The organism is Capnocytophaga sp. oral taxon 332 str. F0381, from assembly GCF_000318275.2.
Taxonomy (GTDB): Bacteria; Bacteroidota; Bacteroidia; order Flavobacteriales; family Flavobacteriaceae; genus Capnocytophaga; species Capnocytophaga bilenii.
Window position 1 is genome coordinate 1 of sequence record NZ_KB291282.1, and the last position, 12,091, is coordinate 12,091.

The 12,091-nt window shown below is 38.1% G+C and carries 12 protein-coding genes and 1 tRNA gene; all 13 read right to left on the reverse strand.

Features of this window, described 5'->3' with window-relative positions; all coding sequences use genetic code 11:
- Positions 1-751, reverse strand: a 751-nt coding sequence (locus HMPREF9075_RS03390) for a restriction endonuclease subunit S (RefSeq protein WP_009415101.1), incomplete at its 3' end; no start/stop codon positions are given.
- Positions 748-1,212 carry a type II toxin-antitoxin system death-on-curing family toxin gene (locus HMPREF9075_RS03395; RefSeq protein ID WP_198144773.1) on the reverse strand — a complete coding sequence of 155 codons (465 nt, stop codon included), beginning with the start codon at positions 1,210-1,212 and terminating at the stop codon, positions 748-750. The genes HMPREF9075_RS03390 and HMPREF9075_RS03395, both read right to left, overlap by 4 nt.
- Before the next feature lie 5 nt (positions 1,213-1,217).
- Complete coding sequence (locus HMPREF9075_RS03400) at positions 1,218-2,222, reverse strand: hypothetical protein (protein WP_009415103.1); 1,005 nt, start codon at positions 2,220-2,222, stop codon at positions 1,218-1,220.
- Positions 2,223-2,226: 4 nt separating this feature from the next.
- Positions 2,227-3,732 carry a class I SAM-dependent DNA methyltransferase gene (locus HMPREF9075_RS03405; RefSeq protein ID WP_009415104.1) on the reverse strand — a complete coding sequence of 502 codons (1,506 nt, stop codon included), beginning with the start codon at positions 3,730-3,732 and terminating at the stop codon, positions 2,227-2,229.
- A 3-nt stretch (positions 3,733-3,735) separates the two neighbouring features.
- Positions 3,736-6,123 (reverse strand): EcoAI/FtnUII family type I restriction enzme subunit R, encoded by a 2,388-nt coding sequence (gene hsdR / locus HMPREF9075_RS03410; RefSeq protein ID WP_009415105.1) that lies wholly within the window; start codon positions 6,121-6,123, stop codon positions 3,736-3,738.
- A gap of 83 nt (positions 6,124-6,206) precedes the next feature.
- The gene (locus HMPREF9075_RS03415; RefSeq protein ID WP_009415106.1) at positions 6,207-7,097 is read right to left on the reverse strand and encodes a histone deacetylase; all 891 of its coding nucleotides are present in this window, start codon (positions 7,095-7,097) and stop codon (positions 6,207-6,209) included.
- Positions 7,097-7,654, reverse strand: a complete 558-nt coding sequence (locus HMPREF9075_RS03420; RefSeq protein WP_009415107.1) for an AAA family ATPase — start codon at positions 7,652-7,654, stop codon at positions 7,097-7,099. The genes HMPREF9075_RS03415 and HMPREF9075_RS03420 overlap by 1 nt, the downstream gene beginning before the upstream one ends.
- Positions 7,609-8,268 (reverse strand): nicotinamide riboside transporter PnuC, encoded by a 660-nt coding sequence (gene pnuC / locus HMPREF9075_RS03425; protein ID WP_009415108.1) that lies wholly within the window; start codon positions 8,266-8,268, stop codon positions 7,609-7,611. The genes HMPREF9075_RS03420 and pnuC overlap by 46 nt, the downstream gene beginning before the upstream one ends.
- Before the next feature lie 15 nt (positions 8,269-8,283).
- Positions 8,284-8,544, reverse strand: a complete 261-nt coding sequence (locus HMPREF9075_RS03430; RefSeq protein ID WP_009415109.1) for a hypothetical protein — start codon at positions 8,542-8,544, stop codon at positions 8,284-8,286.
- Positions 8,545-8,630: 86 nt separating this feature from the next.
- Positions 8,631-8,712 (reverse strand) — tRNA-Leu (locus HMPREF9075_RS03435).
- Positions 8,713-8,934: 222 nt separating this feature from the next.
- Positions 8,935-9,813, reverse strand: coding sequence for a hypothetical protein (locus HMPREF9075_RS03440; protein WP_009415110.1), 879 nt, complete (start codon positions 9,811-9,813; stop codon positions 8,935-8,937).
- Between the two features lie 195 nt (positions 9,814-10,008).
- Entirely contained in the window at positions 10,009-10,950 is a 942-nt protein-coding gene (locus tag HMPREF9075_RS03445) for a hypothetical protein (RefSeq protein WP_009415111.1), read from the reverse strand.
- A gap of 82 nt (positions 10,951-11,032) precedes the next feature.
- Positions 11,033-11,914 carry a hypothetical protein gene (locus HMPREF9075_RS03450; protein WP_009415112.1) on the reverse strand — a complete coding sequence of 294 codons (882 nt, stop codon included), beginning with the start codon at positions 11,912-11,914 and terminating at the stop codon, positions 11,033-11,035.
- Positions 11,915-12,091 lie beyond the last annotated feature (177 nt).

Here is a 12,091-nt window from a genome sequence, read left to right on the forward strand (position 1 = left end):
TAAGTTCCTCTATTTTTTCTACAATACGTTGCTGCTCTGCAAGAGGAGGAATAGGAAACAATTTATTTTCCAAATAACCAGAAATTATTCTTTGTTGGTTAGCAGTTCCTTTGAATATAGCTTCTTCTATAAAATAAGGAGATTTTAAGAAGTAAAGGAGGTAATAACGATTTATTGTTTCAGCAAAGGTTCTAAGTATCTTTAATTCTGTCGTTCCGGCACCAATACCATTAGGTAATTTTTCAAACACAGCCGATTTACGATTCTGAAAACAAGGGGTGATTTTTGCAAAAGCAATATCACCATTAGCAAAATGAGTAAAACTTTTTTTTATTTTGCTCCATTTTACTTTTTCATAAGAATAATTGGAACCATAACCTGCTGAAAGTTTTTCCATAGGTATAAAAGCGACTTCTAACTCATCATTACAAATGTTTTTAGGATTAATTTGAAAAATATTAGAAATTCTTGCCCACTCCCACCCGTTAGGTATTTCAAAAGGGATTTCCTCATCAATACATTTTACCTCGCCCGATAGGGTGAACTTCTCATAATAGGAATTATCCTCTCCTCTAAAAATAACAGAAGGGTTCTTTTCCTTCTTGATTTTCTTTTCTTCCACAAGCCGAGCTTTCTCTTCCCGAATGTGTTCAAGAAGTACAGAGGCAGGCTCATCATTAGGGTCTTGTGGCACAAGTTTGCCCTGTATAGCTTGCTGAAGTATAGATTTGCGTAATTGGTCTGCTGTCATAATTCATTATTTTCACTAATACCTAAATCACCCATACTCATTGCAAGAGCAATTCTTAATTGAAGATTTTCATCATATTCTTCTCTTGCAAGAAAACAACAAATGATTTCTCCTAAGAGTTCTTGATCTATATGTGATGCCGCAATATGATAAACAATAGATTCCATCTTACTCATAAAAACACAAGCCTCCCAATAAGATCCATTTTTATGAAGAAAATAAGCACCTAAAGTCAAGGAAAGTCGCTTGTTACCATCAATAAAAAAATGTCCTGAGCAAAATCGAAAAACAAGATATGCCAACTTATCAGCATAAGAAGGGTAGTAATCATCATTCTGAATAAATTCAAGTATTGCAAGAATTGCTTCTTTATCTCGAACGCCTTCTAATCCTCCACCACTTTTTGTTATCGTCTTATGATAAACATCAAGAACCTCTTCATAAGAAATATATTGTATCATCACACTCATTTTAAACGTTCTAAAACATCTTTATTTCCTTCTAAAATCGTATCAAAATCAACAGATTGGTCTCCTATAAATCGTTCAAACTCTTCAGGAGTAACTACACTAAGATATTCTGCTATATTGCTATGAAAAGCATCACGAAAACTAAAATCTCTTGAAGCCATTTTACTACGAGCATCATTCAAATAAGGTTTTTGGATAGGATGTTCTAAAAGTTGATTTACAATAGCTTCTACATCATTCATTGTAAGTAATATCCCCGTCTTTTCATAGGCATCTTTAATAGCTACCCCTACCCCATTTTCAAAAGAAGAGAGTACAAGGAGAACTTCAGAATATAAAGTATGCCTTACACTATCCTTTGTGTCAAGTTTAAGAATCTCCTTATATTCTTTAGCATTTTCCTTAAAAACAGCTTTGTAAATTAAATCTGTTACTTGTGCATACTTATAGGTTTGATGTCCTGACACATAATTCTTCACAGAAGAAGTTAATACTCTACGATAATTATTTTCTTGAATGGCTGCTGGATAATAATTTATATCTCTGCGATTGATAAATTTTGTTCCTCCTCCTGTTTTTTCATTAATAGTTGTAATAACTATATCAAGTATAAAACTTCTCATTTTTTTAGCCTGTTCACTATCGGTCAAAAGCATCCCTATATTAAGAAATGAACGAAAGTTAAACAATCCCAATTGGGTGGTTTTGCTCCCGATATTGATGACGGGAGCAAAAAGTAACTTAAACTCTTTCAGCAACTTACCCTTACATAAAATATAACCATTATGTTTTAATTCATCACTATAAGTTTCAAGATAACGCTCTATAGTACGTTCCTCTACACCATAGAAATCTGCAACCATTTTCTTCGTATAACGATATTCTCCTTCAAAAAGCATTCCTTCTATGGCTAACTTTTCTTGTATAGTTTTTATAGCAAAACGATTATTCAAAATATTTTGCCTCTCTATTGTAGATGTTGTAAGATCTTTTTTATTCATTGTACTATTTTTCTATGGCTATTCCTAAAATCTGTTGTATTTCCGAAAGAGTTTTGTCTATTTCGTGCTCAAGGGCAGCACGTCTTTTGTAGTAGTTGTCAAAAAGCTCTGCTGGGGGTAGTATTTCCTCCTCATCTTTGGGGAATTTACATTGGTCGAGGTTGCAATCCATCGCTAAGAGTTCTTGCGCGGTAAATACTCTCGACTTCTCATCTTTACCATCTTCGCTAACAATTTCTACACGATTGTGCCACCAGTCTTTAATAGGCTGACAATGTACAGCTTGCATAGGCTTGGTTTTTGAAAAATGCTTATACCCTTCGGGCATATCCAAGCGGTAAAACCACGTTTTATGGGTGCAAAAACCTTCTTCAGCTCCTTCTGCTTGCACATTGTCAAAAAACAAAATATTAGTAGCAATACTTGTGTAAGGAGAAAATACACTACCTGGCAAGCGGATAATAGTGTGTAAGTTAAACTTTCTCAAAAGCCTTTCTTTTATAGCCAATTTAGCATTGTCAGCACCAAAGAGAAAACCATCAGGAAGAATCACCGCAGCACGCCCATTTTGTTTTAAGCGATACATTATCAGTACCATAAATAAGTCAGCAGTTTCGCTGGAAGAAAGGTCTGACGGAAAATGCTGTTTGATATCGTTCTTTTCACTACCCCCATAAGGCGGATTCATCAGCACCACATCAAACTTGTCGTCATCAGTATAGTTAAGTACATCTTTTGTAAGTGAATTATCGTGTACTACCGCAGGGGCATCAATATTATGGAGTAACAAATTAGTTACACAAAGCATATAGGGGAATTGCTTTTTCTCTATTCCATAGATAGATTGAGCCCAAGCTTCCTTAGCCTCTGCTGTAGTAGCTTTTTTATCAAGAGTGTTTAGCCAACTTGTGATGAAGCCCCCTGTCCCGCAGGCAAAATCAGCCATCTTTTCTCCTATTTTGGGCTCTATAATTTCAGCCATAAAATCCGTAAGTGCCCTTGGGGTATAAAACTCACCCGCTGAACCTGCCGACTGCATTTCCTTCAAGATTGCTTCATAAATTTCTCCAAAAGCGTGGCTCTCTTCATAATCGGAAAAATTCAGCTGGTCTATTACATTTACCACTTGTCGAAGCAATACACCATCTTTCATATATTGGTTAGCATCTTGGAATGTCGTAAATACAATGCTACTACGTATAGGAGTATCAGGGGTAACTTCCAAATTTTTTAGAGTAGGGAAGAGAGTATTGTTTACAAAATCCAACAAGGCATCAGCGGTTAGGGCATTGCCATCTCCTTTATCTGTTGCCCACGAACGCCAACGACATTCTTCAGGAATAAATGATTGATAACTATCCTCATTAAATTCCCAATCCTCCTCTTTTACATCGTATATTTTAAGGAAAAGCATCCACGCAATTTGCTCAATGCGTTGGGCATCGCCATTGATACCTGCATCGTTGCGCATAATTTTCCGAATGCTTTTTACAAAGTTGTTAAGTGCCATATATTAAGCTATGTTATATATCAATTTTTCTAATTCTTTCACCGCCAAAAAATACTGTTCTTTACCTCCAAAGAATTTGGCTATATGGGCAGGAGCTCCCATTTGTCGGAAAGGGTCAAGTTTCAAAACTGTGGTGTTTTCTAATTGTGTGATACCATCCATAGCATATTTTTCAAGCAGAGCCTCCAATACTTTTCGGGCTTCAGCGCCATACTTGTTAAAAACATCTCGTTTCTTTACATTTTCAGCGCGTTCTCTACGTGTAAGAGGCTTTTTGCCGTAAGCTATATGGCAGATAAAATCAAAATCATCTACCTCAGCCATTCCTTGGTCTTCTTTTAGGGCTTGCAAATCAATACCACTTTCGCGTAGCAAATCAGTTATTTCAGCTTTTTTCTCTGCTTTATTCCAATGGAGGATAAAGTCATCAAGGTTTGTATAATTGTCGTTGATATTCTTCTTAGTATAATCGGTAACACTCTCAGTTCGCAAAAGTTTGCCATTGGTATCATACACCGATACTACTTTGTTAATCACTGTCACAGAACAACCGTTTTTATCTACAAAGGGTTTAGGCGATTTATTTGTACCCTCACATTCACAAGGATAATGCCCACAAATAGGACACGGACATACACAAGGGAATTGCCCACATACAGGGCAGGGCTCGGCAGGAGTAATTACTGTTTCATCAGGAGGATAATCGGGGTCTATCTCTGCTTCACCATCCCAATCAGGGTCAGCAAATAGGCGGGTAACATTCCGAAAGTCCATTATAGTAAAGTGAGTTTTTCCCTCTTTTTCACGAATACGAGTGCCACGCCCTACAATCTGCTTAAATTCGGTCATAGAGCTGATACGCTGGTCAAGCACTATCAGCTTTACCATTTTACAATCTACTCCCGTAGATAAAAGCTTGCTGGTAGTGGCTATAACAGGATATTTTTCAGCTACCGAAATAAAATAATCGAGCTTCGATTGTCCATAAGGGTCGCTTCCCGTAATACGCACCACATAATCAGGATTTTTTTGGCACATATCCGAATTCGCATTTACAAGGGCTATGCGCATTCTCTCAGCGTGGTCTTCATCGGCACAAAAAACGATTGTTTTTGCCATTCGGTCAGTATGCTTCAGGTAATGAGTAATTTGTTCAGATACTTCCCTAATGCGGTCTTCTATAATAATCTTATAGTCGTAGTCCGAATTGTTATAAATACGGTCTTCTATTTCATTGCCATAAACATCTACTTGTCCCACAGTAGGCCTCCACTCATCACCAATGTTAGTGGTAATATTTACAACTCTAAAAGGAGCTAAAAATCCGTCTTCAATACCCTGTTTTAAGCTATAGGTATAAACAGGCTCGCCAAAGTAATTTATACTAGATTGGTATTTAGTTTCTTTAGGAGTTGCGGTCATCCCTAACTGTATTGCACTATCAAAATATTCTAAAATTTCACGCCAGTTGCTATCGTCTTTGGCACTTCCTCTGTGGCACTCATCTACAATTACCAAATCAAAAAAATCAGGTTTGAACAGCTCTTTGTACTGCTGTTTTCCTCCTTGTCCTATAAGTTGTTGGTAAAGTGAAAAATAAACCTCATAAGCTGTGATGCCGCTGTTTAAATCTTTCTGATAATCAACTTTGTGTATAGTTTTCTGAAGAGGTTTAAAATCCTGCTGAATAGATTGGTCTACTAATACATTGCGGTCTGCTAAATACAATACTTTCTTTACCAATCCTGCTTTCAATAGTCGGTAAACAATTTGGAAAGCCGTATAAGTTTTTCCAGTACCAGTAGCCATTACTAATAAAAGTCGTTTTTTGCCCTGAGCAACGGCATTTATCGTATTATTAACGGCATTGCGCTGATAGTATCGAGGAGGGAAGATGTCCTGACCTACACAAAATGGTTGATTGATGACTTTAAGTTCTTTTTCCGATAATCCTTCTCCATTATGATTTTCACTCGTAAAACGTTCGTAAAGCTCTTCTTTGGTAGGAAAATCCTCCATTGCAAGAGTTCTTTCTTTTCCCGTAAGGAAATCATATTCCTGAAACCCTTGTCCGTTAGAACTATAAGCAAAAGGAATATTCATCATCATAGCATATTCTTTTGCTTGTTGCATTCCGTAGCTTATAGAGTGAGTAGCATCTTTAGCTTCTACAATAGCAATAGGGGTAGCCTTATTATAGTAAAGCATATAATCGGCATATTTTGCTTTACTACGAGAGAAAAGATTACCTCTAAGGTTAATCTTACCATCAGTAAACTTAACCATTTTTTCCATAGAAATATTATCATAACCCCATCCTTTATCCATTATGCTGGGAGTTATGAATTTGAGTTTGATATCTTCTTCCGACATATCATACAAGTTTTCCATAAGCTCTCTATTTATATGCAAAATTCTAACTCATCTATTATTCGGTGCAAATATAATAATAATTAATGAATTACGCCTGCCGTTTACTCACTTACGGCGAAAGTATTGCTATGTGCACGGAGGATGTGCCTTAGCTGGGGCGAATAGCCTCCGCCCATAGCGCACTGCACGGGCAACTGATGTGCCTTGCACTGCTGGAAAACAAACTTGTCGCGCTCGGCACAGCCTTCAACACTAAGGGATAGCTTGCCGAGCTTGTCGGTGGCTAATACATCTACCCCCGACTGGTAGAACACAAACTGCGGCTGATGCTGTGCTATCAGTTGGGGTAGGGTATCTTGCAAAATGCGCAAATATACCTCATCGGTAGTACCGTTGGGTAGGGGGATATCAAGAGAAGATTGTTCTTTTTGGAAGGGATAATTGTGCTGGGCGTGCATTGAGAAGGTAAACACGCGGGGGTCATTAGCGAAGATTTGGGCAGTGCCATTACCCTGATGTACATCTAAATCGATTATTAGGATACGCTGCACCGCTGTATGTGCTAACAAATAGCCTGCTGCTACGGCTTGGTCGTTCAGCATACAGAAGCCTTCACCTCTATCAGAAAAAGCGTGGTGTGTGCCTCCGGCTATATTAAAAGCCACTTGCCGGTGCTGCAGTGCCCAAAGTGCCCCATCGATAGTGCCTTGTACGAGAGTGAGTTCGCGCTCTACGAGTTGCTCATTTTGCACAAACCCTATGGGCAGTGCTTCTTTGTGGGTGAGTTGCAGATGGATAAAACGATGTACGTAATCGGGGTGATGTACTAAGCAGAGGCTTTGGGGGCTTGCTTTTTGGGGTGTATGAAAATCCGTAGGCTGGGCAATGCCTTCGTGCAGCAATTGTTGCGGCAGGAGGGCGTATTTGAGCATCGGGAAGCGATGGTTATCGGGTACGGGGTGATTGTATATAGGGTGATAAGCAATATACATTACAAAGAAGGCATTTCGAGGTGCATATTTACGACTTCCATACGCTCTTGAAGGTCTCCTTTCAGAACGGTGTAGGGGAAGCCGTATTCGAGTAGTTTTTGTTGGAAAAAATCAAATATTTCGGCGCGGTTGTGAGGGCGGTCGCGCAGGTCATCGGCTACCCAAGGGGTATCTATATACGTAAGAAAAATATGCTGATAGTGTGTAGTTTTCAAAGCACGCTCTATGGGTGCTGGGCATCTGTTGTAATAGTAATGGGCATAGATAGCGAGCTCTATAAGGCAAGTATCGCAAAAGAGGTAATGGTGTGCTTTTGCGGCAGCTTCGGCTTCCAATTGTAGTTGCCCTTTGGCTATAGGCAGCAAATCTGCCCAAGTGCAGGTTTGCTTGAAGATATCCCATTTTTGTTGCAGATAGAGGCGCATATACTCTGGCACCCATTGGGTGTTGTGGTACTGAGCCAGCTGCTCGCTAAGGGTAGTTTTACCGGTACTTTCGGGTCCTACAAAAGCTACTTTGATAAGCTCATTAGTTCCTGTTGTAATTTTCGTCTCCATTCTAAATATCCCATTATTGCAATGATTGTAAATAATAAATACTGAAATGAGGTGAATACCATTCCTTTTATGTAGTATAGCGGTATAGAAATGAGGTCGCCTACAATCCAGAAGAGCCAGTTTTCAATTTTTCGTTTAGCCATTAACCACATTCCTACAAGGAAGATAGCGGTAGTAAAAACATCTACGTATTCTGTAGGCAAAAAATTGTGAAAGCCGAGTGTAACACCTTGCAAACTAAAGTTGTTCTTGATAAAAGGTTTTAGGTAATACACACCTATCACAAACAAGAAGCTAAAAGCCCCCAGCAGGGCTGCTGTTTTCCAATCGGCGGGGGTAGTACGGCTGATAGTGATAATGTTATCTTGTGCATTGCGCGCCCAAAGTACCCAGCCGTAAATACTCATAATAGTATAATACACATTGATGAGCATATCGCCCCATAGCACATAGTGCCAAAGTAGATATACAAACAGCATTGTGCTGATGATGCCTGTGGGATAGACCCATATATTTCCTTTTCTGGCATACCATACACTTAGGAAGCCAAAGATAACGCCTATAATTTCGAGTACTACCAAGTGGGTAGGCACTCCATCGTATTGGTTGAACACAATTAAAGAATTATTTTAGAAAAAAGGCACGTAATCCTGCCTGTTTGATTTTACAATTTTCACGTACAGCAATCCGTTGTCAATAAGCTCAAGTGCTTCTTCCATTTCGGCAGTGAGCAGTTGCATTACTTTGTGGTATTCGCCATATACTTGGGTACTTAGAGGGTTTTCTTTTACTACAAGCCCCGAAGCGCGTAGTTTTTTGATAAAGCGAATGATGTGCTCTTCAAAGTCGTCCTGTAGCGGACTAAAGGTTAGTTCTACTGATATATCCATTTTTATAGTTGTTTGGTGCGAGCTGTGTAGTGGGGTATTGGTAATAAAAAAACCTTAATTCAGTAGTGAATTAAGGTTTTTAACAGTGCGGGTGAAGGGACTCGAACCCCCACGCCGTGAAGCACTAGATCCTAAGTCTAGCGTGTCTACCAATTTCACCACACCCGCAGATGATGAACTTTCAATGATTGACGGTGCAAAGGTACAACATTTTTTTAAACTTGCAAGTTTTTTGTCAATTTTTTTTTAATTTAGTCGTTAGTCCGAAGTCGTTAGTCATTAGGTGCGAGCCGCACGTGCAGAGATGCAAAGCGTTGCTTACTAACGACTATAGACTAACAACTATAGACTAACGACTAAATATAGAGTAGTATTTTCTAATATATTTTTTTAGTAGTAAAGCGTTTGTGTAGCTGTACGCCCATCTACTGCTTTGATAACTACTTGTGTAGGTTTATTTACCGTATTATACTTGTATTCACTCACTATAGGAGATGTCTTAGGAAGATACTTTTGGGCTACATTTTCAAATCTTTTGTTATAAAATAGCTTTACGTGGTGGAAGCTCGTCATTACTACTGTAGGAGCAATAAATTTGAATGCACCGCGCCCATTGTAGTTTAGTCCTTCGGTATAAGTATATACCTGAACATAGTTATTGTAATTATAGCTTGCTACATTACCTTTAGCATCAAAAGTATACACTTCGGTAGCGGTACCGGTACTTGTAGATTTTACCTCGGTAGAAGTAACGGTATTCCCTGCATAAGCATAGGTAACGGTAGCCACTTCGGTAGTACTTGCTTCTACTTGTTGGCTAATTCTGCTCTCAGCATCATAGGTAAAAGTACTTGTAACTACACTTACTCCTCCATAAGAAGAGGTAATGTACAAAGTGCGTTCCACTTGTTTTTTGTCGTTATACGAAAGTTCTAATACAACGGGAGCTGTAGCTCCTGATTTTAGCTCGGATATTTTGGTAAGGTAGTTGTCGGTATTATAGGTGAAAGTAGTGGTTGTAATTCCACCAAAAGGATTTACATAAACCACCTCTCTTAACAAACGATCGGTTACCGAATGGGTAATTGTAGTGGTTCCCCACGATTCTTCAAGGGCTATTGTTTTGGGATAGTCAAAATCTACAATATAAGGGTTTGTTTGCACTTGTGGAGCGGGTGCTGGTGCAGGCTGTTGAGGTTCTTCTTTGTTGTCTTTTTTGCAGGCTACGATAGCAAGCGCGGCTACTGCGATTAATAAAAGCTTCTTCATTGTAATATAAATTAAAAAGTTATCAGTTGTTAGTAGGAAATCGCTAGTATTTATGTTATGTTAGTATATTAGTCGTTAGTCTGAAGTCATTAGGTGCGAGCCGCACGTGCAGAGATGCAAAGCGTTGCTTACTAACGACTAATGACTGAAGACTAACGACTAAATATAGAGTAGTATTCTTCTAATATATTTTTTTTAGTAGCTATATTCTACTGTTTGCGTAGCTACTTGAGTTTGAGGGTTACGAGGGTCTCCGTAAGTACTTTTAGATACTTCTACCGTTTTCTTTACATAGTCATTAGCTGTATACTCATAGTTTACAACTGTAGGAGTAAAAGTACCTACTTTAGTAGTAGTACGATAGTTTTTACCATAGTCAGGGCGAGGCAAACCATAGTACCCAGATATCAAACGAGAAAATTCATTATTTTTATAATTTTTCTTGTTGTCGTAGGTATGGATGGTCGCTTGATTATTTTTTTTATCGTCCATCCTTACTACATTATTATTGGCATCAAAAGTATATTCATCTTCAGAATACACACTATTATCTTCGTGGTCAATCACTTTTTCAATAACTTTATTGCCGCTGTAAGTAAGGTTGTAAGTCATATCTGACCAAGCATCTTTCCTATGAATGCTTTTTACTTTGCCGTCATCATAGTAAGTGTAAGTGATAGTAGCCACACTGCCGTTATCATATGTTTCTAATATTTTATCCACTTTACCATCTACATAAAGGAACTCCTTTTTGCTAGTTATTTTGTTTTGGAGTAAATCGGTAGTAACGATAGTAGCTACTGCTCCTTTAGCATCGTATGACAAAACAACTTTCTCATTAGTTGATAGGTTAGACTGATTTGTCCATTTAGCAACAGTAGTATACTCAGTAATAAGTTTTTTAGGACTTATGGTATAAGTAACTGTGGTGACTTGATTATTACCTCTACTAGTACTATCTTCTCTTGTAGTTACTATTGTTTTAGGATAGGTAATATCTCCTAATGAGTGTGTGGCTTCAGCTTCAGGTGCTGGTGCCGGTGCTGGTGCTGGCACAGGCTGTTGAGGCTCGTCTTTGTCTTTTTTGCAGGCTACGATAGCAAGCGCAGCTACTGCGATTAATAAAATTCTCTTCATTGTATAGTATTTAATTAATTAAAAAAAATGATTCTTTTTTTATTCGTTAGTCATTAGTAAACTCGTGCCTAACGACTAATGACTAATATTTATATATTATTTTCTCTCCTGTAGGTTGTTTAACAATTTCAAGTGGTTTGTTTCCGTTTTTAGTAATAACCCGATCAAAGAAAAGATATTTTTTACATACATTTTTTGACTGATTTGCAAAAATGTTTTCTTCTGCAACGAAACTAATATCACCATCGTGACCACGTACATTTACTTTTGCTAAGTCGACTAACAAGATATAAGGATTGCTAAGGTCATTCACTACCGTAGTGTCATACTCATAAGTTTGTGTAGCTCCATTGTAATTTACCGCTACTACATTGTCATCTTTATAGCCATAAGCACAAGTGGTTGTAGCATTACCATCGTAATTTTTCACAGTGAGTGTAGTGGTACCATAATCAAAGGTAATAACTGATGGCATCACATTGAAATAATTGCCCACCCCTGGGTTTTCTTTTTTGGTAATACGCCCTTTGTCATCAGTAGTAACAATAAAGGTATCTGGCTGACTGCTACCTGTTTTATAAGTGATTTTGGTAAGCTTATTGTTTTCATATACAAAAGAGTACAATTCATCAAGCCCTCTACTACTATCTTGCAAGCGATAGGTTTTTAGGTTTTTACCGTTATACTCTAATGTGTGAGTAACTGTATTTTGCGAATTTTGTTCTACCCAACTTTTTAATACGTTGTTTTCTACATTATAAGTAGTAGTAGCTACAGCACCTGTAAGACTTGTTTTGATGATTTGCTTTACAAATCCTGCAGGTACGGGGGTAGGTTGTTCGGTTTGGGTACCGCCACCGCCGTTGTTGCCATTACCTCCGTTAGGAGCTACGGGCTCGTTTTTGTCTTTTTTGCAGGCTACAATAGCTACTGCAGCTACTGCTATTAATAAGAGTTTTTTCATAAGAAAATGAGTATTTAATTATTACGGCGCAAAGATAGTGTTTATCTTTTATACTACCTGTTAAACAAAAGTTAAAATTGTCTTTTTAACAGTTGATGGGTATGACGTGTTTATCCTTCGCTCAACCTTCGCTGAAGCTTCGGTAATTTTGAATTTTGAATTGGGCACAAGCTGCAA

What these genes read in the sequence shown, in the direction of transcription:
- HMPREF9075_RS03395 (WP_198144773.1), bottom strand. Translation starts at nt 1,212, where the DNA reads ATGATACAATATATTTCTTATGAAGAGGTTCTTGATGTTTATCATAAG.
- HMPREF9075_RS03400 (WP_009415103.1), bottom strand. Translation starts at nt 2,222, where the DNA reads ATGAATAAAAAAGATCTTACAACATCTACAATAGAGAGGCAAAATATT.
- HMPREF9075_RS03405 (WP_009415104.1), bottom strand. Translation starts at nt 3,732, where the DNA reads ATGGCACTTAACAACTTTGTAAAAAGCATTCGGAAAATTATGCGCAAC.
- hsdR (WP_009415105.1), bottom strand. Translation starts at nt 6,123, where the DNA reads ATGGAAAACTTGTATGATATGTCGGAAGAAGATATCAAACTCAAATTC.
- HMPREF9075_RS03415 (WP_009415106.1), bottom strand. Translation starts at nt 7,097, where the DNA reads ATGTATATTGCTTATCACCCTATATACAATCACCCCGTACCCGATAAC.
- HMPREF9075_RS03420 (WP_009415107.1), bottom strand. Translation starts at nt 7,654, where the DNA reads ATGGAGACGAAAATTACAACAGGAACTAATGAGCTTATCAAAGTAGCT.
- HMPREF9075_RS03430 (WP_009415109.1), bottom strand. Translation starts at nt 8,544, where the DNA reads ATGGATATATCAGTAGAACTAACCTTTAGTCCGCTACAGGACGACTTT.
- HMPREF9075_RS03440 (WP_009415110.1), bottom strand. Translation starts at nt 9,813, where the DNA reads ATGAAGAAGCTTTTATTAATCGCAGTAGCCGCGCTTGCTATCGTAGCC.
- HMPREF9075_RS03445 (WP_009415111.1), bottom strand. Translation starts at nt 10,950, where the DNA reads ATGAAGAGAATTTTATTAATCGCAGTAGCTGCGCTTGCTATCGTAGCC.
- HMPREF9075_RS03450 (WP_009415112.1), bottom strand. Translation starts at nt 11,914, where the DNA reads ATGAAAAAACTCTTATTAATAGCAGTAGCTGCAGTAGCTATTGTAGCC.